The organism is Streptomyces europaeiscabiei (assembly GCF_036346855.1).
In the GTDB taxonomy this organism is placed as follows: Bacteria; Actinomycetota; Actinomycetes; order Streptomycetales; family Streptomycetaceae; genus Streptomyces; species Streptomyces europaeiscabiei.
The window spans coordinates 3,795,365-3,819,483 of record NZ_CP107841.1 but is presented as its reverse complement, the minus strand read 5'-3'; the positions used below and the strand labels follow the sequence as shown (position 1 = coordinate 3,819,483).

General features: G+C 71.9%; 18 protein-coding genes and 1 pseudogene. 8 read left to right on the top strand and 11 right to left on the bottom strand.

Annotated features, from left to right (window positions below):
- Positions 1-54: 54 nt before the first annotated feature.
- The 4 genes from OG858_RS16510 (at position 55) to OG858_RS16495 (ending at position 7,950) form a co-directional block, all read left to right on the top strand.
- On the top strand, positions 55-1,158 hold the full coding sequence (locus OG858_RS16510) for an esterase-like activity of phytase family protein (RefSeq protein WP_086746459.1): 1,104 nt from the start codon (positions 55-57) through the stop codon (positions 1,156-1,158).
- Between the two features lie 938 nt (positions 1,159-2,096).
- Positions 2,097-5,849 carry an ABC transporter ATP-binding protein gene (locus OG858_RS16505; RefSeq protein ID WP_327743874.1) on the top strand — a complete coding sequence of 1,251 codons (3,753 nt, stop codon included), beginning with the start codon at positions 2,097-2,099 and terminating at the stop codon, positions 5,847-5,849.
- Between the two features lie 120 nt (positions 5,850-5,969).
- Complete coding sequence (locus OG858_RS16500) at positions 5,970-6,320, top strand: hypothetical protein (protein WP_086749938.1); 351 nt, start codon at positions 5,970-5,972, stop codon at positions 6,318-6,320.
- Between the two features lie 199 nt (positions 6,321-6,519).
- Complete coding sequence (locus OG858_RS16495; RefSeq protein WP_086749939.1) at positions 6,520-7,950, top strand: S28 family serine protease; 1,431 nt, start codon at positions 6,520-6,522, stop codon at positions 7,948-7,950.
- A 98-nt stretch (positions 7,951-8,048) separates the two neighbouring features.
- Here OG858_RS16495 and OG858_RS16490 read toward each other — a convergent pair whose 3' ends face one another.
- The gene (locus OG858_RS16490; protein WP_328544765.1) at positions 8,049-8,723 is read right to left on the bottom strand and encodes a hypothetical protein; all 675 of its coding nucleotides are present in this window, start codon (positions 8,721-8,723) and stop codon (positions 8,049-8,051) included.
- Positions 8,724-8,954: 231 nt separating this feature from the next.
- A complete protein-coding gene (locus OG858_RS16485; protein WP_328544766.1) occupies positions 8,955-10,757 on the bottom strand; it encodes a glycoside hydrolase family 3 protein in 1,803 nt (600 codons plus the stop codon).
- A 681-nt stretch (positions 10,758-11,438) separates the two neighbouring features.
- Between OG858_RS16485 and aroA the strand changes: the two genes are divergently transcribed.
- On the top strand, positions 11,439-12,680 hold the full coding sequence (aroA, locus tag OG858_RS16480) for a 3-phosphoshikimate 1-carboxyvinyltransferase (RefSeq protein ID WP_086749556.1): 1,242 nt from the start codon (positions 11,439-11,441) through the stop codon (positions 12,678-12,680).
- A 14-nt stretch (positions 12,681-12,694) separates the two neighbouring features.
- Positions 12,695-12,859, top strand: a pseudogene (locus OG858_RS48165) (peptidase E); the annotation flags it as partial.
- Positions 12,860-12,912: 53 nt separating this feature from the next.
- Here the strand turns inward: OG858_RS48165 and OG858_RS16470 are convergent.
- From OG858_RS16470 to OG858_RS16430, 9 genes are all read right to left on the bottom strand, one after another.
- On the bottom strand, positions 12,913-13,809 hold the full coding sequence (locus OG858_RS16470; protein WP_086749555.1) for an RNA polymerase sigma-70 factor: 897 nt from the start codon (positions 13,807-13,809) through the stop codon (positions 12,913-12,915).
- On the bottom strand, positions 13,806-15,017 hold the full coding sequence (locus tag OG858_RS16465; protein ID WP_327748876.1) for an NAD(P)/FAD-dependent oxidoreductase: 1,212 nt from the start codon (positions 15,015-15,017) through the stop codon (positions 13,806-13,808). The genes OG858_RS16470 and OG858_RS16465 overlap by 4 nt, the downstream gene beginning before the upstream one ends.
- Positions 15,018-15,159: 142 nt before the next feature.
- Positions 15,160-16,110 (bottom strand): MHYT domain-containing protein, encoded by a 951-nt coding sequence (locus OG858_RS16460; protein WP_086749553.1) that lies wholly within the window; start codon positions 16,108-16,110, stop codon positions 15,160-15,162.
- A gap of 234 nt (positions 16,111-16,344) precedes the next feature.
- On the bottom strand, positions 16,345-17,151 hold the full coding sequence (locus tag OG858_RS16455) for a sugar phosphate isomerase/epimerase family protein (RefSeq protein ID WP_328544767.1): 807 nt from the start codon (positions 17,149-17,151) through the stop codon (positions 16,345-16,347).
- Positions 17,152-17,373: 222 nt separating this feature from the next.
- Positions 17,374-17,622: a CDGSH iron-sulfur domain-containing protein gene (locus tag OG858_RS16450; protein WP_319064881.1), complete on the bottom strand. Its 249-nt coding sequence runs from the start codon at positions 17,620-17,622 to the stop codon at positions 17,374-17,376.
- A complete protein-coding gene (locus OG858_RS16445) occupies positions 17,603-18,391 on the bottom strand; it encodes a methyltransferase (RefSeq protein WP_328544768.1) in 789 nt (262 codons plus the stop codon). Before OG858_RS16445 ends, OG858_RS16450 begins: the two co-directional genes overlap by 20 nt.
- Before the next feature lie 75 nt (positions 18,392-18,466).
- The gene (locus OG858_RS16440) at positions 18,467-19,462 is read right to left on the bottom strand and encodes an iron-containing redox enzyme family protein (protein WP_319263903.1); all 996 of its coding nucleotides are present in this window, start codon (positions 19,460-19,462) and stop codon (positions 18,467-18,469) included.
- Between the two features lie 226 nt (positions 19,463-19,688).
- Entirely contained in the window at positions 19,689-19,886 is a 198-nt protein-coding gene (locus tag OG858_RS16435; RefSeq protein WP_037703320.1) for a CsbD family protein, read from the bottom strand.
- 631 nt (positions 19,887-20,517) lie between these two features.
- Complete coding sequence (locus OG858_RS16430) at positions 20,518-21,561, bottom strand: LacI family DNA-binding transcriptional regulator (RefSeq protein WP_319064878.1); 1,044 nt, start codon at positions 21,559-21,561, stop codon at positions 20,518-20,520.
- Positions 21,562-21,796: 235 nt separating this feature from the next.
- On the opposite strand from OG858_RS16430, the gene OG858_RS16425 reads away from it, so the two are divergent.
- On the top strand, positions 21,797-22,948 hold the full coding sequence (locus OG858_RS16425; protein ID WP_046704088.1) for a Gfo/Idh/MocA family protein: 1,152 nt from the start codon (positions 21,797-21,799) through the stop codon (positions 22,946-22,948).
- Positions 22,945-24,099 carry a dihydrodipicolinate synthase family protein gene (locus OG858_RS16420; protein WP_327748877.1) on the top strand — a complete coding sequence of 385 codons (1,155 nt, stop codon included), beginning with the start codon at positions 22,945-22,947 and terminating at the stop codon, positions 24,097-24,099. The genes OG858_RS16425 and OG858_RS16420 overlap by 4 nt, the downstream gene beginning before the upstream one ends.
- Positions 24,100-24,119 lie beyond the last annotated feature (20 nt).

Sequence of the window (24,119 nt, the reverse complement as noted above, 5' to 3'; positions counted from 1 at the left end):
GACGTTCACGGCGAGGCCATCCGTGGATCACCGGCGTCGTCCTACGGTGACGCCATGCCTCTCCGAAGCCTCGTCGCGACCCTGACCGCAGGCCTGGCGGCGGCCACCACCTTCGCCGCCGCCGGGCCCGTCCACGCCGACTCGGCGCGGAGCCACGCCTGTTCGTCGTCCGTGTCGATCGAGGCGTACTCCGACGCCCTGGACAAGACGACGTACGCGGGCACCTTCGTCGGGAACCTCTCCGGCCTCGCCGTCGACCACGACGGCTCGCTCCTCGCCGTCTCCGACCGCTCCTCCCTCTTCACCCTCGACGGCCGCACGCTCCGGCCGAGGGGCGTCGTCCCGCTCGCCACGGAGACCGGTGCCGCGCTCGACTCCGAGGGTCTGGCCGTCGACCGCGACGGCACCCGGCTCGTCACCTCCGAGACCGAGCCGTCCGTACGGCGGTACGACCGGCGGGGGCGGCTGTTGGGCAGCCTTCCCGTGCCCGACGCGCTGAAGGTCGCCCCGGCCGGGCGGGCCGTCGCCAACCAGACCTTCGAGGGGCTCACCCTCCTGCCCGGCGAGCGCACCCTGCTCGCCTCGATGGAGGGCGCCCTCAGCGGCGACACCGCCGGGGCCGTCCGCTTCCAGACCTGGCAACGCCACGGCGGCGCACGGGACTTCAGGCTCTCGGCCCAGTACGGCTACCGCTCCGACACCGGACTCGGCGTCGTCGAGGTGGCGGGCCTCCCGGGCGGGCGGCTGCTGGTGCTGGAGCGGGGCTTCACCGCCGGGGTCGGCAACACGGTTCGCCTCTATGCCGCCGACACGCGCGGCGCGACCGACACCAGCGGCGTCGACGTCCTCACCGGGCAGGACGGTGACGGCGTACGGCTCGTCCGCAAGACCCTCCTCGCCGACCTCGTGAACTGCCCCTCCCTCGGCGCCACCGCCAAGCAGCCCCAGCCGAATCCGCTGCTCGACAACATCGAGGGGATGGCCGTCACCGGGCCCTCGCGGTCCGGGGGACGGCTGAACGTGGTGCTGGTCAGCGACGACAACCAGAACGCCGTACAGACCACCCGGTTCTACTCGCTTCGGGTCCGTGTGGCGCCAGAGGCGACGAAGAGGCCCTGGACCATCACACCGGTGGAAACAGGGGCCCCGGCACGCTGACGCCATACCTCGCGTCCCGGAGCGCACGGCGCGGTGATGGTGCTGGGTCTGGCGGGCATGGTCGCGGTGTTCGCGGTGTTCGCGGTGTTCGCGGTGTTCGTGGCGTTCGCGGCGTTCACGGCGTTCGGCGCGGGCCGCTCCGCGCCCTGGGTGGTCGTCGGCTGCGTCACCGTCGTCCTCCGCGAGATCCTCTTCGTCCCGTCCTTCGACATCTGGGTCACCCGCAAGGTCCCCGCCGACCGGCTCGCCAAGGCCATGGGCGCCATGCACTTCTTCCGCGGCGCCGGCAGCATGATCGGTTCGCTGCCGGCGGGGATCCTCTTCGGCACGTCCCTCTCGTGGGACATGCCGGGCGCGAACTGGTACGTGGCCGCGTTGATCGCTGCGGGTGCGTGTTCGTGTGCCTGTTCAGCCGGGACGAGGAGCCGGCGGAGGGGGGTGTGGACACCACGGAGCAGGAGCGGGAGGAAGGTCCGGCGTAGGCGTTTCTCGCCCCTGCCGCCCCTACCCGTCCCATCCCAGGGGCTGCGCCCCTTCGACCCCCAAAGCGCGGGTTGGGTGGGGGCCGGTCGCGCAGTTCCCCGCGCCCCTAAAAGAGGACAGCCCTGCGGCCGTCGAAAAAGCAAGGGGCGCAGTCCCTGCTTTTTCAGGGGCGCGGGGAACTGCGCACCCGGCCCGTGCCGCACCCGGCCCGTGCCGCACCCGGCCCGTGCCGCACCCGGCCCGTGCCGCACCCGGCCCGTGCCGCACCCGGCCCGTGCCGCACCCGGCCCGTGCCGCACCCGGCCCGTGCCGCACCCAGCCCCGCCGCACCCAGCACCCGCCGACGAACCGAACCCCGAGCCGTCAGGCGCCCCCCGAATATTGCGGCGGGATGAAATCCTTCTTCCGCCGCGTTGGTGTCTTGCGGAGACCAGGACGAACAGGAGGGCACCGGCGTGGCAGCGCAGCAGGGGGGCGACCGAGGTTGGGCGCGCAGACTGGCCGGATATGCCTGGCGGTATCCCAAGGGCGTGATCCTCGCCCTCGGCTCGTCCCTCGCCGGTATGGCGGTGATGGCGCTGGTCCCCCTGATCACCAAGGTGATCATCGATGACGTGATCGGGGACAGGACCAGGGACATGGGCCCCTGGGCGGCGGCCCTGATCGGCGCCGCCCTCCTCGTGTACGTCTCCACCTACATCCGCCGCTACTACGGCGGCCGCCTCGCCCTCGACGTCCAGCACGATCTGCGGACGGAGATGTACGGGACGATCACCGGCCTCGACGGGCGGCGGCAGGACGAGCTGTCCACCGGGCAGGTCGTCGGCCGTGCCACCAGCGACCTCCAGCTGATCCAAGGCCTGCTCTTCATGTTGCCGATGACCATCGGCAACATCCTGCTGTTCCTGATCTCCCTCGTGATCATGGCGTGGCTGTCCCTGCCGCTCACCCTGGTCGCGATCGCCGTCGCCCCCGCCCTGTGGTGGATCGCCGGGCGCAGCCGCACCAAGCTGCACCCCGCCACCTGGTACGCCCAGGCCCAGGCCGCCGCCGTCGCGGGCGTGGTCGACGGCGCCGTCAGCGGCGTACGCGTGGTGAAGGGGTTCGGGCAGGAGGAGCAGGAGACCGGGAAGCTGAGGGAGGTCGGGCGGCGGCTCTTCGCGGGGCGGCTGCGCACCATCCGGTTCAATTCCCGGTACACCCCCGCCCTCCAGGCGGTCCCCGCCCTCGGCCAGGTCGCCATGCTGGCGCTCGGCGGCTGGCTGGCCGTGCGCGGGCACATCACACTCGGCACGTTCGTCGCGTTCTCCACGTACCTCGCCCAGCTGGTCGGCCCCGTCCGCATGCTGGCCATGGTCCTCACCGTCGGCCAGCAGGCCCGCGCCGGCACCGAGCGCGTCCTGGAGCTGATCGACACCGAGCCCACGCTCGACGACGGCACGAAGACGCTGCCCGCCGACGCGCCCGCGACCGTCGAGTTCGACGACGTGTCCTTCGGCTATGACGGCGCCGACGGCAGAACCACCCCCGTCCTCGACGGCCTCAGCTTCGAGATCCGCTCCGGCGAGACCCTCGCCGTCGTCGGCTCCTCCGGCTCCGGCAAGTCCACCGTCTCCCTCCTCCTCCCACGCTTCTACGACGTGTCCCGCGGCGCCGTCCTCATCGGCGGCCACGACGTCCGCGAGCTGACCCTCGACTCGCTGCGCGCCGCGATCGGCCTGGTCCCCGAGGACTCCTTCCTCTTCTCCGACACGGTCCGCGCCAACATCGCGTACGGCCGTCCGGACGCGACCGACGAGCAGATCGAGACCGCCGCCCGCGCCGCCCAGGCGGACCGTTTCATCGCCGAGCTGCCCGACGGCTACGCCACCAAGGTCGGCGAACACGGCCTCACCCTCTCCGGCGGCCAGCGCCAGCGCGTCGCCCTCGCCCGCGCGATCCTCACCGACCCCCGCCTTCTCGTCCTCGACGACGCGACCTCCGCCGTGGACGCCCGCGTGGAGCACGAGATCCACGAGGCGCTCACCCACGTCATGGAGGGCCGCACCACCCTCCTGATCGCCCACCGCCGCTCCACCCTCAACCTCGCCGACCGCATCGCCGTCCTCGACGAGGGCCGCCTCGGCGACATCGGCACCCACGAGGAACTGGAGCGCCGTTCCGCCCTCTACCGTCGGCTGCTCACCGACCCGGACGAACTCGGCGGCGTCTCACCCGGGCACGTCCCGCCGACCTCCCTCACCAAGGCCGACGACACCGCCGTACGGGACTCGATACGGGACGAACTGGACGCCGAGTTCGACGCCGAGCGCGGCATCACGCCCCGGCTGTGGACCGGGGACCGGGAGCCCCGCGACACCGCCTTCGACGGCACCCCCGCCACCCCCGAACTCCTCGCCCAGGTCGAAGCGCTGCCCCCGGCGACCGACACCCCCGGCATCGACGAGGCCCGCGCGGTCGCGCCGGAGGAGTCGTACGGCCTGAAGCGGCTGCTGCGCGGCTTCGGCCCGCCCCTTCTGATCAGTTTGGCGCTCGTCGCCGTCGACGCGGGCATGGGCCTGCTGCTGCCCGTGCTGATCCGGCACGGCATCGACGAGGGCGTCTCGCAGGCGGCCCTGGGCGCGGTCTGGGCCGCGTCCCTGCTGGGCCTGTTCGCGGTCATCGCGCAGTGGGCGGCCCAGATCGGCGAGATGCGCATGACCGGCCGAACCGGCGAACGCGTCCTGTACTCCCTCCGTCTGAAGATCTTCTCCCAGCTGCAGCGCCTCGGACTCGACTACTACGAGCGGGAGCTGACGGGCCGGATCATGACGAGGATGACGACGGACGTCGACGCTCTCTCGACCTTCCTCCAGACCGGCCTCGTCACGGCCTTCGTCTCCGTCGTCACCTTCTTCGGCATCATGGGTGCCCTGCTCGTGCTCGACGTACAGCTCGCCCTCGTCGTCTTCGCCACGCTCCCCCCGCTGATCGTCTGTACGGTCTTCTTCCGCCGGGCGAGCGTGAAGGCGTACGAGCTGGCCCGTGAGCGGGTCTCCGTGGTCAACGCGGACCTGCAGGAGTCGGTGGCCGGGCTGCGGATCGTGCAGGCGTTCCGGGGCGAGCGTGACGGGGGCGAGCGGTTCGCGGCCGGCAGCGACAGCTACCGCCAGGCCCGCGTCCACGGCCAGTGGCTGATCTCGATCTACTTCCCGTTCGTGCAGTTCCTGTCCTCGGCGGCCGCGGCGGCCGTCCTGGTCGTCGGCGCCCACCGCGTCGACGCGGGCACCCTCACCACCGGTGCCCTGGTCGCCTACCTCCTCTACATCGACCTCTTCTTCGCCCCCGTCCAGCAGCTCTCCCAGGTCTTCGACGGCTACCAGCAGGCCACCGTCTCCCTGGGCCGCATCCAGGAACTCCTCCAGGAGCCGACGTCGACGAAGGCGGCCTCCGAGCCCCGGGAGGTGGTCTCCCTGCGCGGCGACATCACCTTCGAGGACGTGGACTTCGCGTACGGGGCCGACCTCGAAGGGGAAGCGGCCCTGAGCGGTGTGGCGCTGTCGATCCCCGCCGGGCAGACCGTCGCCTTCGTCGGCGAGACCGGCGCCGGCAAGTCGACGCTCGTCAAACTCGTCGCCCGTTTCTACGACCCCACCGGCGGCCGGGTCACGGTCGACGGCACCGACCTGCGCGACCTCGACCTCACCTCGTACCGACACCGCCTGGGCGTCGTCCCGCAGGAGGCGTACCTCTTCCAGGGCACGATCCGGGACGCCATCGCCTACGGCCGCCCCGCCGCCACCGACGCCGAGGTGGAGGCCGCGTCCCGTGCCGTCGGCGCCCACGACATGATCGCCACGCTCGACGGCGGCTACCTCCACGAGGTCGCCGAACGCGGCCGCAACCTCTCCGCCGGGCAACGCCAGCTGATCGCCCTGGCCCGCGCCGAGCTGGTGAACCCCGACATCCTGCTCCTCGACGAGGCGACGGCCGCCCTGGACCTGGCCACCGAGGCCCAGGTCAACCACGCCACCGACCGCCTCGCCGGCCGCCGTACGACGCTCGTCGTGGCCCACCGCCTCACCACGGCCGCCCGAGCCGACCGCGTCGTCGTCATGGACCACGGCCGCGTCACGGAGGACGGCACCCACGACGAACTGCTGGCCCGCGACGGCCGGTACGCGGAACTCTGGCGGACCTTCGTGGGCGAGCCGGTTCTGAAGCCGTAGGGGCCCTTCGTAGCGTGTCCCCCTGAGCGGGCAACCGTTCGAGGGGGTCATGCGTCCGTACATCAGTACGGGCGTGTAGCGGGAGGGGCAGTAGTGAGCAGGCGTGGGATACGTCGGCAAATGACGCTCGGACTGGCCGTGCTGACGACCGCCGGGCTGCTGACACTGGCCGGGCCGCCGGCGAGCGCGGAAGCCGCCGCGTCCTGCGGCGGACGCAAGGTGCGGACGCTGACCTTCGACACCGGGACCGTACGGGTGTACCGCAAGGGCGGCCGGTATGTGTGCGCCGTGCTCGTGCCCCGGAAGCAGGCCCGCAAGGGGACCGTGCGCATCCGGGCCTGGGGCGGCCAGTGGGTGCGTAACAAGAAACACCCCGCCGGTCCCGTGACCGTGCACGCGGGCCGACGCGCCGTGTGGATCAACGCACGGGCCGGCGGCAAGACGTACGACTCGGGATGGATCCTCCGCTGAACCACCACGCCCGCCACGCCCGCCATGCCCACCGGGCCGCCGCCTCCCGGGCCTCTGGCGGATGGGTGTGCCACACAGGGTTTTCCCTATCCCTCCCATCTGCGGCTGGAAGCAGTCCAGTTGGCCCCTTTCTTCCCTGGTGCCCCGACCGTGGCTCCGATAGCTTCCGGCGCACAGCTGCTGCAAAGGGGAGAAACGCATGCGCAAAGCACTCAGATGGGTGCTGTCGCTCGTGGTGCTCATTGGCACGTTGAGCACGGCGGGGGCGGCCACCGCCGCGGGGTCGGACGCCGCCGACATCAAGGACCGACTGCTCGGGGTACGGGGCATGAGCCTGGTCCAGGAGAAGGCGTACCCGGGCTATCGCTTCTTCGTCCTCAACTTCACCCAGCCGGTGGACCACAGGAACCCGAAGAAGGGCACGTTCCAGCAGCGGATCACGGTGCTGCACAAGGACACGGCCCGTCCGACGGTCTTCTACACCGGCGGCTACAACGTCTCCACGAACCCCGGCCGCCGCGAGCCCACGCAGATCGTGGACGGCAACCAGGTCTCCATGGAGTACCGCTTCTTCAACCCGTCCCGCCCCGACCCGGCCGACTGGTCCAAGTTGGACATCTGGCAGGCGGCCAGCGACCAGCACCGGATCTTCAGGGCGCTGAGGAAGATCTACAACAAGAAGTGGATCTCGACGGGCGGCTCGAAGGGCGGCATGACCGCCACCTACTTCGAGCGCTTCTACCCGCACGACATGGACGGCGTCGTCGCGTACGTCGCCCCCAACGACGTCGTCAACAAGGAGGACTCGGCGTACGACCGGTTCTTCGCGAACGTCGGCACCAAGGAGTGCCGCGACCGGCTGAACGCCGTGCAGCGCGAGGCGCTCGTCCGGCGTGAGCCGCTGGAGAAGAAGTACGCGGAGGTCGTCGCCGCCGAGGGCTACACCTTCGACACGGTCGGCAGCCTCGACAAGGCGTACGAGGCGGTCGTCCTCGACTACGTGTGGGGCTTCTGGCAGTACAGCAAGCTCGCGGACTGCGACAGCGACGCCATCCCGAAGGACGCCGAGGCCGCGACGGACGACGAGATCTGGACGTCCATCGACACGATCTCCGGCTTCTCCGCCTACACCGACCAGGGCCTGGAGCAGTACACGCCGTACTACTACCAGGCCGGTACGCAGCTGGGCGCGCCCGACATCCAGTTCCCGCACATCGAGAAGAAGTACATCCGCTACGGCTACCAGCCGCCCCGGAACTTCGTCCCGCGGGACATCGAGATGAAGTTCCAGCAGCACGCGATGCGGGACGTCGACACCTGGGTCCGTGACAACGCCAAGCAGATGCTCTTCGTCTACGGGCAGAACGACCCGTGGGGCGCCGAGCCGTTCCACCTGGGCAAGAAGGCCCGCGACTCGTACGTCTTCACGGCACCCGGCGCCAACCACGGCGCCAACGTCGCCGGCCTGGTCGAGGCGCAGAAGGACCTGGCCACGGCCCGGATCCTGAAGTGGGCGGGCGTCGCCCCGGCCACCGTCCAGGCGGACCCGAGCAAGGCGAAGCCGCTGGCGAAGTTCGACTCCAAGCTCGACAAGCGTGATGTCGAGCGGGAGCCGGCGCTGCGGCCGTAACCGGTCTGCGGCCGTAACCGGCCTGCCTCGCACGTGAGTTGAGCCCCGGTGCCGAGCCTGTACGGCGGCACCGGGGCTCAGCCGTCGTCCGGTCCCTCTCACACCGGCACCGCGCACCCCACCGGCCGGTTCCCGCCCAACCGCACATACAGATCGGTCGTGGCCGGACACTGCGCCCTCGCGTCGACGGCCGTCGTCACCTCGTACTCCGGATCGTGCCTGCCCTTGCCGTCGCAGGCCGTCTCGCGGACCTCGCCCTGCCCGGCGCCGTAGACACAGTCGCCGACGATCGTGCGGGGGCCGCCCCCGCCACCGGGGTCGCCCGGGTGCGGCGGCTGGAGCTTGCGCATACAGGCGTACCCCTGCGGCACGGACCCGTCGCCGTCCTCGTCCTCGGCGGACTCGCCGGACTCGCCGGACTCGCCGGACTCGCCGGACTCGCCGAAGGAGGACCGGGACACGCTGATGTGGAGGACGAAGTCCGTGGTCGGCGGGCAGAGCGGCCCCTGCCCGACCCGGCCGTCGTGCCGCGCCACGACCCGGGCGGCGGCCCGCTCGCCCGCGCAGGGCACCTCGGTGAAGCTGGTCGTCCCGAACGAACTGCACTCGTCGACCCCGAGGAACACCGTCCCGTACCCGGACGGCAGGGCCGGCGCCGTCGTGGTCGTCCGCTCCTCGGACTCCTCGCCCACGCCGCCCGACCAGGCCTGACACCCCGAGAGCGCGGCGACGCCCAGCGCGACGGCAGCCACGAGCACCCCTGTACGCACCATTCGAACGCGACGCACCCCTCGCACGGCCACCCCCCGATGAACCCCCGCCCAGCGTGACCCCGCGGAGAGGGCCACGTCAGACATATCGTGCGCTTTGCGCCACTTGGGGGTGGTGCGCGAGGTATGCGACGTAGGACCCGTACGTCACATTCCGTACATCAGGATCCGTACGTCAGCTCGGTGCGGCAGGGTGGGTAGGCCAGGGTGCGTAGGTCAGAGTGCGTAGGTAGGTCAGGGTCCGTAGGTCAGGCCGTGCCCGATCGGGTACAGCACCCGCGCCGGGTCGTCGGCCCGCTGTACCGGCACCGGCAGCTTCCCGCGCGGCGCCACCCGCCCGGCCAGCACCCGCGCCGCCGCCCGCACCTCGACGTCCGTCCACGAGTACGACGCCAGGCAGCCCTTCACGTCGGGCAGTTGGGCCACGTCGTACGGGTTCCGGACCGCGACCGCCACCACCGGGACCCCGGTGGCGAGGAGCCGTGCGACGAGGGTCTTCTGCGTGCCGGCCGCCGTCACGTTGTACGTCGCCACGACCACCGCGTCCTTGCCCGCCGCCGCGGCGACGGCCTGGTCGATGACGGACCCGGTGGGAGCCGTACCGGTCGACAGGCGGGTCGTGGTGAAGCCGAGGGCGGTGAGTTCGGCGGCGAGGACGGCCGTCGGCGGTCCCGTGGTGCCCGACGGGGACGCCGGGTCGGCACCGACCACCAGCACGTTCCGGTGCGTACTACGGGACAGCGGCAGCAGCGAGCCCTCGTTGACCAGGAGTGTCGTGGTCCGCTCGGCGATCCGGTCGGCGGCGTCGAGATGCCGCCCGATCCCCACCACCCGGTCGACGCCTCCCTCACTCACGTACGGCCGCTCGAACAGCCCGAGCTTCGCCTTGAGCCGCAGGATGCGGAGGATCGACTCGTCGAGGCGGGCCTCGGTCAGCTCCCCGGCGCGTACGGCGGCGAGGACGGCGTTCCACGCCACGTCGATCGACGGTGGGTTGAGGAGCTGGTCGACACCGGCCCGCAGTGCCAGCACCGGCACCTGGTCGTCGCCGTACTTGTCCCGTACGCCCTGCATGGTGAGCGAGTCGGTGACGACGACCCCGTCGTAGCCCAGCTCGCCGCGCAGGATGCCGGTGAGGATCGGGCGGGAGAGGGTGGCCGGGTCGCCGGAGGGGTCCAGGGCGGGGACCATGATGTGCGCGGTCATGATCGAGTCGATGCCGGCGCGGATCGCGGCCCGGAACGGTGGGGCGTCGAGGGCTGTCCACTGTTCCCGGGTGTGTTCGATGACCGGGAAGCCGTAGTGGCTGTCGACGGCCGTGTCCCCGTGCCCCGGGAAGTGCTTGGCGGTGGCCGCGACCCCGGCCCCCTGATACCCCTTCACCTGTGCGGCGACCAGCCCCGAGACGGCCTTCGGGTCGGCGCCGAAGGACCGGACGCCGATGACCGGGTTGGCCGGGTTGACGTTCACGTCGGCGACCGGCGCGTAGTCCTGCCGGACGCCGATCGCCCGCAGCTCGGCGCCGCCGATACGTCCGGCCTCGCGGGCGTCGGCCCCCAAGCCGCCGGCGCCGAGGGCCATCGCGCCCGGCAGCAGCGTGGCGGGCATGCCGACCCTGGCCACGATGCCGTGTTCCTGGTCGGTGGAGATGAGCACGGGCAGGCCGCGGGGGAGGCCGAGGGAGGCACGCTGGATGCCGTTCGACAGGGCGGCGATCTGGTGCGGGTCGCGGGTGTTGTGCGCCCAGGAGAAGTAGATGATCCCGCCGACGCGGTACTTCGCCAGCAGTTCGGCGGCCGTCCGGACGCCGATCTCCTGGAGGTTGGCGTCGATGTCGGCCTGGTCGGGTGCGGTCGCGGAGTGCCCGTAGACCCGCATCACGAAGAGCTGGCCGACCTTCTCCTCAAGGGTCATACGCGCGATGAGGCCGCGAAGTCTCTTGTCGTGGGGGCCGCCGGCGGCCTGTGCGTCGGTGCCGAGGGCCAGGGACGTGGTGACGCCGGCCGTGGCGGCGAGAACGGTACGTCTGGAGGGCACGTGCGTCGCTCCTTCCGGAGGTGGGGAGAGAGGGAGCTGCTGAAGGAAACTTCCAAGGTGTCACGATTATCCGGGAAGTTTCTTCCGGTCAAGGGAACGCACGGCGGTGCCTGCGGCGAGGCTGTGGGCTGCTGGACCTGAGGGGCCGTCACCGGCGCTGTCGGAGGGGGCGCGCCGGTGACGGCGTGCTGCCGGCCGCAGGCGGCGGAGAGGGTTGGTCAGCGTTCGCAGCCAGCAGCGAGGCCGACACCGCGCTGCGGAGACTCGTCCGGCGGCATGGCGGTTGGACGAGGTGGGGCGGGTTCGGGTTCCCGGGGGCTGCGGATTTCGGGAAGTTGGTGCCGGTGGGGAGGGAGGGGCGCGGGGGAGCTCGGGGGGCGGCTGTGTGTTGGCGGGTGCGGGTGCGGGTGCGTTGTGGTTGCTCGCGCAGTTCCCCGCGCCCCTGAAAAGCAGGGGCTGCGCCCCGTGCTTTTCGGCCCGCAGCCCCGTTGCCTTTCAGGCCTGCGGGGCGATGGTCTTCCAGGCCCGCAGGGGCCTGGGCTTTTAGGGGCGCGAGGAACTGCGCGAGAAGCCCCACGCACCCGCGCCCGCCGACGCACAGCCGGCCCCGAGCAATCAGGCGCCCGGTCCACAAGCCGGACGCTTCGGCGGGCGAGACGGCCCCCGGTCCAGCATGGCGGCATGGCCCTCGTCGACATCCCCGGCTCCAAGTCCCTGACCGCCCGCGCCCTCTTCCTCGCGGCGGCGGCCGACGGCGTCACCACCCTCGTCCGCCCCCTGAGGTCCGACGACACGGAGGGCTTCGCGGAGGGCCTGGTACGCCTCGGCTACCGCGTCGGCCGTACCCCGGACGCCTGGCAGGTCGACGGCCGCCCGCAGGGCCCCGCGGTCGCGGAGGCGGACGTGTACTGCCGGGACGGTGCCACCACCGCCCGCTTCCTGCCGACCCTCGCCGCGGCCGGCCACGGCACCTACCGCTTCGACGCCTCCGCCCAGATGCGCCGCCGCCCCCTCGCCCCGCTGACCCGCGCCCTGCGCGACCTCGGCGTGGACCTGCGGCACGAGGAGGCGGAGGGCCACCACCCGCTCACCGTCACCGCGCACGGCGTCGAGGGCGGCGAGGTGGTGCTGGACGCCGGCCAGTCCTCCCAGTACCTGACCGCCCTGCTCCTGCTCGGCCCGCTCACCCGCACCGGCCTGCGCATCACCGTCACCGACCTGGTCTCGGTGCCGTACGTGGAGATCACGATCGCGATGATGCGGGCGTTCGGCGTGGAGGTCGGCCGGGAGGGCGACACCTACGTCGTCCCGCCGGGCGGCTACCGCGCGACCACCTACCCGATCGAACCCGACGCCTCCACCTCCAGCTACTTCTTCGCGGCCGCCGCGCTCACCGGCGGCGAGGTCACCGTGCCGGGCCTGGGCCAGGGGGCGCTCCAGGGCGACCTGGGCTTCGTGGAGGTCCTGCGGCGGATGGGCGCGCTGGTGGACGTCGGCGTGGACCGTACGACGGTGAAGGGCACCGGCGAACTCCACGGCGTCACCGTCAACATGCGGGACATCTCCGACACCATGCCGACGCTCGCCGCGATCGCCCCCTTCGCGTCGGGGCCGGTGCGGATCGAGGACGTGGCGAACACGAGGGTGAAGGAGTGCGACCGGCTGGAGGCCTGCGCGGAGAACCTCCGGCGGCTGGGCGTGGACGTGGTGACGGGCGATGACTGGATCGAGATCCGCCCGGGCACCCCCCGGGGCGCGGAGATCAGGACCCACGGCGACCACCGCATCGTCATGTCCTTCGCGGTGACGGGCCTGCGGACGCCCGGCATCACCTTCGACGACCCCGGCTGCGTACGGAAGACGTTCCCGGGCTTCCACGAGGCGTTCGCGGAGCTGTGGCGGGGGGCGCGGGCCGCCGGGTAGGGCCGCGGCCGAAGTCCCACCGCACGGACGACGGTGTCGGACTCGTCCACCGGGGCACCCGGTTGGCGGAGGCCGTCACCGAACTCCCGGGCAAGGGGGCGTACATCGTCCGGCGGGAGGGCGATACGGCGACGGAGGAGCGGGTGGAGCCCCGCCTCCTGCCGGGAGCCGCGCACTGAGTGGCCTCCCCGCGGATCCGCTGCCGAAGAACCCGCCCCGCCCTCTGCAACGCTCACCGCAGGGTGAGCCGGGTCTCCGACTCCACCCGGGACAGCTTCTCCGGGTTGCGGACGTAGTACAGGCCGGCGACCCGAGCGTCCTCGACGCGGATCGCCAGGATGCCGTCCAACTCGCCGTCCAGGTGCAGCGCGAGGGCCGGACTGCCGTTGACGACGGTGGGGACGACGGTCAGGGGGAGGCCGGTCCTGCTCAGGCCGCCGAACATGAAGCGGACGACCTTGTCGGCGCCGGTGATCGGCCGGGGCGCGGCCCGCTTGATGCCGCCGCCGTCGCTCACCAGGACGACGTCGGGCGCCAGTACGTCGAGGAGGCCCTGCGGATCCCCGGTCTCCACCACGCGCCGGAACGACTCCAGCGCCGCCCGTGTCTCGTCGGCGGAGACCGCCTGGCGGGGCCGACGGGCGTCGACGTGTTTGCGGGCCCGGTGCGCGATCTGACGTACGGCCGCGGGGCTCTTGTCGACGGCCGCCGCGATCTCGTCGTAGCCGAGGTCGAAGACCTCACGCAGCACGAAGACCGCGCGCTCGGTCGGCGACAGCGTTTCGAGGACGAGCATCAGCGCCATCGACACACTCTCGGCCAGCAGCGCGTCCTCGGCCACGTCGGGCGCGGTGAGCAGCGGCTCGGGCAGCCAGGGGCCGACGTACGACTCCTTGCGGCGGCTCATCGCGCGCAGCCGGTTGAGTGACTGCCGGGTCGTGATCCGGACCAGGTAGGCGCGCCGGTCGCGTACCTGCGCCAGGTCGACCCCCGCCCACCGCAGCCAGGTCTCCTGGAGGACGTCCTCGGCGTCGGCGGCCGACCCGAGCATCTCGTAGGCGACGGTGAAGAGCAGATTGCGGTGGGCGACGAACGTCTCGGTCGCCGGGTCGGTGGTGTGCTCGCTCATACCTCGACTTCCCGCCCTGCGGTGGCCGCGGCCCCGCCGCGCTCGGCCCGCAGCAGCTCACGGCGCCCGGCGCCTCCCGAGACGCGGTGCAGGCCGTACGAACCGGGCTTGCGGGCCTCGCCGGCCAGATGCTTGACGATGCCCGCGCACACGAACTCCTTGAGCTTCGCGCCGGTGCGGCCGTCGATGTGGAACCAGAGCGCCACGTCGTTCCGGTGGGCGAACTGGAAGATGCCGGCGCGTCGGCCCAGGCTGATGCACTGGCCGGCGAACACCTGGTTGAGGGGCGCGGGCCGCTCACCCGCGATCCGGGCCAGCACCGTGTCGGCGGCCCGCGCGCCCAGCGGCATCGCGGCCTGGCAGCTCATCCGCAGCGGCAGGCCCGACGGTGCCGCCGAGTCCCCGGCCGCGACGACGCGCGGGTCGTCCAGGCTCGTCAGCGTCTCGTCCGTGAGCAGGCGGCCCAGGGCGTCCGTGCTCAGCCCGCTGCGTGCGGCCAGGTCCGGTACGCCGAACCCCGCGGTCCAGACGGTCACCGTGCTCGGTACCGCACGGCCGTCGTCGAGCCGTACGGCATCCCGCGTCACCTCCGTCACCTTCGTGCCGGGGCCGTCGAGCACGTCGACCCCCAGTTCGGCCAGCCGCCGGGCGACCGAGCGCCGGCCCCGGCGATGCAGATACGGGCCGAGCACCCCGCCGCAGACCAGGGTCACGGCGTGGCCCTTCTCCGCCAGTTCGGTGGCGGTCTCGATGCCGGTGGGGCCGGCTCCGACGACGGTCACCGGTGCCGTCGCGGGCGCGGTGTCGAGGATCGGCCGCAGCCGCTCGGCCTCCTCCAGGGAGGCGATCGGGTGGGCGAACTCGGCGGCTCCGGGCACGCCCGGGTCGGCGCTGCCGCTGCCCACCGCGTAGACCAGGTAGTCGTAGCCGACCGTGCCGCCCGTCGCCAGCGTCACGCGGCGCTCGGCCGTCTCCATCCCGGCCACGGTGTCGACGACCAGCCGGACGTCCGGGGCCAGGACCTCCTGGTAGTCGACGACGGCCTCGTCGGTCCCGGCCACCAGTTGGTGCAGGCGGATCCGGTGGACGAAGGTCGGGCGAGGGTTGATCAGCGTCACGGTCACGTCGTCGTGCCGGGTCAGGCGGTTGGCCGCCATGACACCCGCGTATCCGCCGCCAATCACGATCACATCGATGTTCTCAGTCATGGTGTGTCTCCTCCGCTTCAAGGGGATTCGACCTCAAGACACCGGCGGCGCGGTCGCTGTGACATCGCGTGCCTGATTTTCTCGGAACGGCCTCACCGAACGGCTCACCGAACGGCTCACCGAGCGTCCTCACCGAGTGTCCTCACCACTGTTGGATACGGCGTCCGGTGCTCTGTGGGCGGGGCTCTTCCTGCGGCTGCTGCCGGGCCCGGCGGGTCGAGGGGTCGAAGAGGGAGCCGGGGGAGTCGTCCGGGTGCTGCAGCGGTACGTCGGGGCGGTCGGCGCGCCAGGACTGCGGAGGTTCCGTCCGCTGCCGCTCCAGTTCGCGCCGGCGGACGGCGGACCGGTCCCAGTCGCCCTCGCCCAGCACGAGCATCGGGTCGAACATCACGACCACACCCGCGAGCAGCAGGAAGATGACCGGTCCGATGAGCATGGGCATGAGGATCGACGTGGGTGACTCACCGGTGAACGCGCCGGGGGCCGAGCCGTGCAGATGCACCCCCACCGCGGCCATCCCCGTGTAGTGCATCCCGGACACGGCGACCCCCATCACCAGGCTGGCGCCCAGGCTGGTGAGGAAGCCCCGGATCGACACGGCCGCCCAGAGCGCGGCGGTCGCGGCGACGATGGCGATGCCGACGGAGAGGGCGACGACGGCGATGTCGTACTGGATGTAGCCGTTCAACTGGATGGCGGCCATGCCCAGATAGTGCATGGCGGCCACCCCGAGCCCCGTGACGCACCCCGCCGAGCACAGCGTGGACCTGCTGACACCGCGGTAGCCCACGGCGAAGACCCCGATGCCGACGACGGTGACGGCCACGACGAGGCTGAGCACGGTCAGCCCGACGTCGTAGTGGATCTCGCTCTCCTTGACCCGGAAGCCGATCATCGCGATGAAGTGCATCGTCCAGATGCCGCAGCCGATCGACGCGGCCCCGAGGGCCAGCCAGCCGGGCTTCCAGGACTGTTCGTTGTAGACCGACCTGACGACACAGCGCAGTCCGAGCGCCGCGCCCAGGCAGGCCATGACATAGGCCGCCACTGGGGTGACCGCACCGTAGCTGAAACCGTCGACTGTGCCTTGCATATGCCAAATCCCCCCGATACATGGCCAGTTGCGCATGGCTGTTGCGGGAGGTAAGTCTGCTGTAGGCGCGTACCGCAGCGCTCCGTTTTCCAAGAGTTACTGTCGGTACTTGTTCAACGGGTGATCGACTTTGTGTGAGTCGATACTGATTCGCGGTCAAAATGCCTGCGGAAAGCGGCCTGAGCTTGAGGTCTTGCCGAGGTTTACTTGATAACTCAAGCTCAGGCCATGGTTTTACGCCGCGTCGTTGAGGAGTCGCCCGAGGTGCTCCCGGCCCGCCGCCAGCAGCTCCGGCAGCGGCGTGGCCCCCTCGTACCACCGCTTCTCGTACTCCCAGCAGAGCCACCCGTCCCAGTCCTTGCGGGAGAGGAGTTCGACGCACTCGCCGAGCGGGAGGACGCCCGCGCCGAGCGGGAGCGGGGTGGTGTCGTCGGGGGAGGCGATGTCCTTGACCTGGACGTAGCCGAGGAAGGGAGAGAGGGCGGCGTAGGACTCGGCGGGCTGCTCGCCGCCGAGCCAGGTGTGCATCACGTCCCAGAGCGAGCCGACGCTGCCGTGGCCGACCGGGCCGAGCACACGGATCGCGTCGGCGCCGGTGCGGTGCGAGTCATGGGTCTCCAGCAGGACCCGTACGCCCCGGTCGGCCGCGTCCTCCGCCGCCGTACCGAGTCGCCGGGCGGCGATCGCGTCGGCCTCCCGCACGTTCTGACCGCCGGCCAGGTCGGCGCCGGGGAAGACACGGACGAAGGGGGCACCCAAGTCCCTTGCCAGGTCAAGCAGTTCGCGGATCTCGTCCAGTACGGGTCCGTCCTCGCCCGGCGCCGCGACCCGCGCGTACCCGGCGAGCCCCAGGATCTCCACGCCCGCCGCCTTGAACTCGGCGGCCACCTCGGCCCGTTCGTCGGCCCCGATCCCCGGATGCACCGGCTCCTCGGGATGGGCGCGCAACTCGACGCCGTGATAGCCGTGCGTGACGGCCAGCCGTACGACGTCGGCGATGGGGAGACCGGGGACACCGAGGGTGGAGAACGCGAGCTTCATGCCTTCGGACCGTACACGTCGGCCGGCGATGTGCGGCACCCTGCCGGGGTGTGTGGGTGCGGGTCGGCCGACGGGTGGGGGCCGGAAGGCTCCGGCCGGCTGACGGGGCGGCAGGACGGGGGCAGCCCTGTTCTCAGGGGCGCGGGCATGGACGATGTTCCCGTCCGGGCCGAAGTGGGAGCCGCGGCAGAGGAACTGTCCCCGTCCGGCGCCGGGGTCCCTTCAGACGGGCGGCGGCTGGGCGGGTCCGGGGTCGTCGGCACCGGTGGGCGGCGGCTGGGCGCGGCGCCGGTGGCTGGTGTCGCACCAGGGGTAGATCCGGCTGCGACGACAGGTGCACAGGGCCACGCAGAAGCGGTCCGACGACACGGTCGTACCGTCGTCCAACGTGACCTCGACCGGCCCCTCGACCAGCAGCGGGCCAGGGCGTTGCAGGGTGACGCGGCGGCGTTCAGCGGGGACTCTCGGCACGGATGATCACCAGCTCTTCCTTCTCGTCGCCGTCGTGGCTGTCGCCGTCGTGGCTGTCGCCGTCACCGATGCCGTCGTGGCTGCCGTCGTCGCCGTTCCCCCGGGCCCGCAGCAGCCCGCGACTGCGCAGCCAGTCGCTCCGTGACCGCAGGACGGGCCCGAACGCGACCCGGCGGTGCTCCACGACGTCGGCCCGCAACCCCGCCGCCCGCAACTGTGTCAGCGTCCGCTCCGCGTCGCTCAGCGCCGAGTGGACCAGCAGCAGCACCCCGCCGGGCCGCAGCAGCGACGGCGAGTCCCGGCAGATGCGGTCCAGCACGAGCCGGCCGTCCCACCCGCCGTCCCAGGCCCGCGCGGCTCCCCTCGCGGGGCGGAGCCTGTCGGGCCTCGGCGCGGCGCCCGGCCCCTGACCCGGCCGGCGCCGCGCCGATTCCGGGCCCGGCACGTACGGCGGATTGGACAGGATGAGGTCGAAGGACCGCCCGGACACGGGGCCCAGCAGGTCTCCGCGTACGACCGTCATCGGCAGCCGCGCCAGTACGGCGTTGACCCTGGCGTTGAGCACGGCCCGCCAGGAGATGTCGACCGCCGTGACCAGCGCGCCCCGCCGCGCCGCGGCCAGTGCGACGGCACCCGTCCCCGTACCGACGTCCAGCACACGGGCCCGCGGGGCGAGAGGTTCGCGCCCCAGGGCATGGACCAGGAGTTCGGTGTCGTCCTGCGGGGCGTAGACGCCGGGCAGGGACACGGGGAGGGAGAGGGGGATCACGGGGATGGGCCTCCAGGTAGGGGAGTCGGCGGGGGAGCGGCCGGGGAGCGGGCGGGGGAGCCGGTCATCCGATCGTCAGACCGGCGTGCGCAGGGACGACCGGCCTGCCCGCCACGCTCCGAGGAGGCGGTCGGCGAGGGCGTCCTCCAGATGGTTGGTGGCGTCGACGCCGAAGGCCACGTCGGCGTCCAGCTGCGGCTCCTCCTCCAGCAGCCCGGCGACGACCTCCCGCCGGACGATCTGCTCGTGTACGGCGTCGGCCTCGACGTGCTCGTCGTAGAAGTGCTCGGCGGCGGCGCCGGCCCCGGTCCGTCGCATGGCCTGGGCGAGGCGCCGGGAACCGGGGGAGGAGGTGATCTCGACCGTCGCGAAGTGCCCGACCAGGGCGCCACGCAGGGCACGGTGCAGCCCGAGGAGGGACATCAGGTTCACCAGGGCGAGCGCCTCGGCACCGGCGGCGTCCACATAACGGCCGTATGCCGGGTCGAGCCCCAGGTCGGTCATGAGGTCGGCGAAGAGGCGTGCGTGCACCCGCTCGGCCCGGCCCCCGCCGAACTCGTCGAACTCGATCGCGGCCATCCCCGCCTTCGCCCGCCCCCACAACCGGGGCAGCACCCAGGCGTGCGGGTCGGCCTCCTTCAGGTGGTACAGCGACCGCAGCGCCGCATACTCACGCACCTGCCACAGCTCGCCCTCGTCCTGGAGGAAGTCACCGACACCGGCCTTGTCGCCGGCCGCCGGTTCCACGAGCAGGTCGTCCAGCGCCTCCCGGGCGCTCCCATGCCGGGTCGCCCGGTCACGCAGCGTCTCCAGGAACGGCCACTCCAGGGCCGCCCGGCAGCGCAGCAGCTCCGGGTCCCATTCGAGGCCGGCGTCGACCTCGGCGAAACCCCGGTAGTGCAGTTCGTAGCAGAGGTAGAGGGCGAGCTGGAGATCGTCGCCGAAGGGGTCGGCCCCGGCGATCTCCCGGCTGTCGGGCAGCACCCCCTTGCCCCGCAGAAACCCCGCGACCCCGGCCGAGATCCGGCCCCTGCTCTCCGGCAGCGCCGGTCCTGCCACGCGGGTCTCCATGGGCGCCGGGTACCCGTGATGCGCGAGCACTCACCTGTGGGTCCCCGCTCATGGCGGTCATGGCGGCGACAAAGACGGTGGGCGATCAACGGCGGTGGTCGACGGCGGCGGTCGTGGCGCTCATGGCGATGGGGGCTCCCATGCCCACGGAAGCCCCCATCCACCGGCCGGGAACCGCAGACTCCGGTCCTCGGCGCTACGCGTCATGCCTACGCGCGACGCGACCTCACATGCCGTCGCGCTTCGCCGAGCGCTGCGTCTCCTGGACGCGCTCCTGCGCCTTGCCCTTCATCTTCTTGGCCTCGCCGCGCGCCTGCTGCATCTGGCCCTCGGCCTGCTGCTCCCGGCTGCCGGTGACCTTGCCGGTCATCTCCTTGGCCTTGCCCTTGATCTTGTCCATGCTGCCCTTGTCCTTGGCGGCCACGATTTCTCCTTGGTGGTGGCGGGTGAGGTGATGGCCCTCCCGCACAACGTAAGGCGGAGTGGTGACTGTCGCGCGCCGAGACGTCACACTGTGTGTTCACCGCGGGTGTGGCGATCCCGCTGGGGAGGGGATCCGGGCCGACCGAGCGTGGTCTCCCGCGCGGACCTCGGCCCGCCCGGTGAAGGCGTCGCCCGGTGAAGACGTCACCCACTGCCGCGTCGGGACGCCTCAGGCGAGCCGAGCCGACCGCTCGCCGACCAGGCACGAGCCGACCAGGCACGACGCCCCGAAGCCGTTACTCCGGCCGCTGTTCCTCCTGGCCGGCGACGCGCGACTGCGTACCGCGTACTGCCGGTCCGCCGGACCGGCAACGGCAGTCGGACCGGCAACGGCCGGCAGGCGGCAACGGCTGGCAGGCGGCAACGGCCGACGGGGCGGTGGCCGTCGCCCCCACCCCGTCAAGATTCCCCGATCCCATCCCTCTCAAGACCCCAGGCCTCATGCGCCGCTGGCCTCCCCAGGCCTCATGCGCCGCTGGCCTCCCCAGGCCTCATGCGCCGCTGGCCTCCCCAGGCCTCATGCGCCGCTGCCCCCGGGCTTCATACGACGCAGGCCCCCGGCCTCATCTCCCTCAGGCCTCCCGCGGCCCCCCACTGGACCCCCGCACCATCAACTCCCCCCGCACCGTGGCGATCCCACCCGGCGGCGGCTCCTCCCGCCCCATGGCGATCCGCCCGGCGCGGGCCCCCGCCTCCGTCAACGGCAACCGCACGGTCGTCAACGCGGGCACCGCGTCGATGCTGAAGGGCAGATCGTCGAACCCGGCCACGGAGACATCGTCCGGAATCCGCAGCCCGGAATCGCGCAGGGCCGCACAGGCACCCAGCGCCACCGTGTCGTTGGCGGCGACCACGGCGGTCAGAGCCGGATCCCGCCGCAGCAGCTCCAGCGTCGCCTCGTACCCGGAGAGCCGGTCGTAGCGCCCGTACACCGTCCACCGGGGATCGTCCTCGATCCCGGCCGCCGTCAGCGCCGCCCGATGCCCCTCCAGGCGGTGCCGGGTCGTCGTCCGCTCCTGCGGCCCGGCGATGTACCCGAGCCGCCGGTGCCCCAGCCCGATCAGATGCTCGGTGAGTTGCTGACCGCCGCCCCGGTTGTCGAAAGTGATCGCGATGGCCTCCGGCGTCGGCGGCCGACCACACAGCACCACCCGCGTCCCGGCCTCCGCCAGCTTTCGCAGCTTGTTGCCGACGGCGGCCAGGTGCGTGGGATCCTCGATGGCCCCACCGGTCAGCACGACAGCGGCGGCCCGCTGCCGCTGGAGCAGCGTGAGATACGTCAGCTCGCGCTCGGGGGAGCCGCCCGTGTTGCACACCACACCCAGCCGCTCACCGCCCGCACGCCCGCCCGGCCCGCCGATCTCGGACTGGATGGCCGCGGCCATGATCCCGAAGAAGGGGTCGGCGATGTCGTTCACGAGGATGCCGACCAGGTCGGAGGTGGCGGCCGCGAGCGCGCTCGCGGGCCCGTTGAGGACGTAGTCCAGCTCGTCCACGGCCTTCAGCACCCGCTCGCGCGTGGACGCGGCGACCGGGTAGTTGCCGTTGAGCACCCGGGATACGGTCGCGGGCGACACCTGCGCACGGGCCGCCACGTCCGCCAGGGTCACAGTCATCGTTGCTCGTCCTCCGGTGCGCGTGATGTTCGGGCTGTCGGGGAACCTTACGGCCGCGATCACCGTTCGCCCCCTCGAACAACTCGACCCCCTCGCGGTCTTGTCCAGACCGCTGCTCAGAGGCTAGCTTCTCATTGGATAGAAAGCGCTTGCTGTGACGCTCACCCTTTCGTCGGGCGTACGCGGCGCCGGACGCGTACGCAGAAACGAACGCACACCAACGAAAGGACCGGCCGTGACACGCAAAACCGTACGGATCGCCATGAACGGCGTGACCGGGCGCATGGGCTACCGCCAGCACCTCGTCCGCTCCATCCTCGCCATCCGCGAGCAGGGCGGCCTCGACCTCGGCGACGGCACCGTGCTGTGGCCGGAGCCGATCCTCGTCGGTCGCCGCGAGCACGTGCTGAAGGCGCTCGCCGAGCAGCACGGCCTGGAGCACTGGACCACGGACGTGGACGAGGTCCTCGCCGACGAGTCCGTCGAGATCTACTTCGACGCCCAGGTCACCTCGGCCCGCGAGGAGGCGCTCAAGAAGGCGATCGCGGCGGGCAAGCACATCTACACGGAGAAGCCGACCGCGACGGGCCTGGACGGCGCACTGGAGCTGGCCCGCCTCGCGAACGCCGCCGGCATCAAGCACGGCGTCGTCCAGGACAAGCTCTTCCTCCCGGGCCTGCTGAAGCTCAAGCGCCTCATCGACGGCGGCTTCTTCGGCCGCATCCTCTCCATCCGCGGCGAGTTCGGCTACTGGGTCTTCGAGGGCGACTGGCAGGAGGCCCAGCGCCCCTCCTGGAACTACCGTGCCGAGGACGGCGGCGGCATCGTCGTCGACATGTTCCCGCACTGGGAGTACGTGCTGCACGAGCTGTTCGGCCGCGTGAAGTCCGTCCAGGCCCTCACCGCCACCCACATCCCGCAGCGCTGGGACGAGCAGGACAAGCCGTACGACGCCACGGCCGACGACGCCGCGTACGGCATCTTCGAGCTGGACGGCGGCGCGATCGCCCAGATCAACTCCTCCTGGGCCGTCCGCGTCAACCGTGACGAGCTGGTCGAGTTCCAGGTCGACGGCACCGAGGGCTCGGCGGTGGCGGGCCTGCGCAACTGCCGTGTCCAGCACCGCTCCGCCACCCCCAAGCCGGTGTGGAACCCCGACATCCCCGCCACCTACTCCTTCCGCGACCAGTGGCAGGAGGTGCCGGACAACGCCGAGTTCGACAACGGCTTCAAGGCGCAGTGGGAGCTGTTCTTCAAGCACGTCTACGCCGACGCGCCCTACCACTGGGACCTGCTGGCCGGCGCCCGCGGCGTCCAGCTCGCCGAACTGGGCCTGAAGTCCTCGGCCGAGGGCGTCCGTCTCGACGTACCGGAGATCTCGCTGTGACGATCCGACTCCCCGGCGCGGACGGGCTGTTGAAGCCCTACACCCCCCGCACCGAACCGCTCGCCCTCTCCACCGGCGCCCCCTTCACCTCCCGTACGGTCTTCTCGGCGGCGCACGTCGTCGCCGACCCGTACGCGGACGTGTCCCCGGACTCCCCGGCCGCCGTCGACTGGGACGCCACCCTCGCCTTCCGCCGCCACCTGTGGTCGCACGGCCTGGGCGTCGCCGAGGCGATGGACACCGCGCAGCGCGGCATGGGCCTCGACTGGGCGGGCGCGGCGGAACTGATCCGCCGCAGCGCCGCCGAGGCGAAGTCGGTCGGCGGCCGTATCGCCTGCGGCGTGGGCACCGACCAGCTCACGGGCCCCGCCTCCTTGGTGGAGATCCGCAAGGCGTACGAGGAGCAGTTGGCGCTCGTCGAGGAGTCGGGCGCCCAGGCGATCCTGATGGCCTCGCGCGCGCTGGCCGCCGCCGCGACGAGCCCCGAGGACTACCTGGAGATCTACGGCCACCTGCTCCGCCAGGCCACCGAACCGGTCGTCCTGCACTGGCTCGGCCCCATGTTCGACCCGGCGCTGGACGGCTACTGGGGCTCGTCGGACCTCGACGCGGCCACGGAGACCTTCCTCGCCGTGATCGCGGCCCACCCCGACAAGGTCGACGGCATCAAGGTCTCCCTGCTGGACGCCCAGCGCGAGATCGACATCCGCCGCAGGCTCCCGCAGGGCGTCCGCTGCTACACGGGCGACGACTTCAACTACCCCGAGCTGATCGCGGGCGACGAGCAGGGCTTCAGCCACGCCCTGCTCGGCATCTTCGACCCGCTGGGCCCGCTGGCGGCGGAAGCGGTACGGGTGTTGGACACGGGCGACGCGAAGGGCTTCCGGGAGCTCCTGGACCCCACCGTCGAGCTCTCCCGCCACCTCTTCCAGACCCCCACCCGTTTCTACAAGACGGGCGTGGTGTTCCTGGCGTGGCTGGCCGGCCACCAGTCGCACTTCACGATGGTCGGCGGCCTCCAGTCGGCCCGCTCCCTCCCGCACTTCGCGCGCGCCTACGAACTCGCCGACGGCCTGGGCCTGTTCCCGGACCCGGCACTGGCGGAGACCCGTATGAAGAACCTGCTCGCGGTGTACGGAGTGGCCCAGTGAGTAACGGACTTGAGCGCTTC

Excerpts from the sequence above, each read along its gene's own strand:
- OG858_RS16510 (WP_086746459.1), top strand. The coding sequence starts at position 55 with ATGCCTCTCCGAAGCCTCGTCGCGACCCTGACCGCAGGCCTGGCGGCG.
- OG858_RS16500 (WP_086749938.1), top strand. The coding sequence starts at position 5,970 with ATGACGCTCGGACTGGCCGTGCTGACGACCGCCGGGCTGCTGACACTG.
- OG858_RS16495 (WP_086749939.1), top strand. The coding sequence starts at position 6,520 with ATGCGCAAAGCACTCAGATGGGTGCTGTCGCTCGTGGTGCTCATTGGC.
- OG858_RS16490 (WP_328544765.1), bottom strand. The coding sequence starts at position 8,723 with ATGGTGCGTACAGGGGTGCTCGTGGCTGCCGTCGCGCTGGGCGTCGCC.
- aroA (WP_086749556.1), top strand. The coding sequence starts at position 11,439 with ATGGCCCTCGTCGACATCCCCGGCTCCAAGTCCCTGACCGCCCGCGCC.
- OG858_RS16470 (WP_086749555.1), bottom strand. The coding sequence starts at position 13,809 with ATGAGCGAGCACACCACCGACCCGGCGACCGAGACGTTCGTCGCCCAC.
- OG858_RS16465 (WP_327748876.1), bottom strand. The coding sequence starts at position 15,017 with ATGACTGAGAACATCGATGTGATCGTGATTGGCGGCGGATACGCGGGT.
- OG858_RS16460 (WP_086749553.1), bottom strand. The coding sequence starts at position 16,110 with ATGCAAGGCACAGTCGACGGTTTCAGCTACGGTGCGGTCACCCCAGTG.
- OG858_RS16455 (WP_328544767.1), bottom strand. The coding sequence starts at position 17,151 with ATGAAGCTCGCGTTCTCCACCCTCGGTGTCCCCGGTCTCCCCATCGCC.
- OG858_RS16440 (WP_319263903.1), bottom strand. The coding sequence starts at position 19,462 with ATGGAGACCCGCGTGGCAGGACCGGCGCTGCCGGAGAGCAGGGGCCGG.
- OG858_RS16430 (WP_319064878.1), bottom strand. The coding sequence starts at position 21,561 with ATGACTGTGACCCTGGCGGACGTGGCGGCCCGTGCGCAGGTGTCGCCC.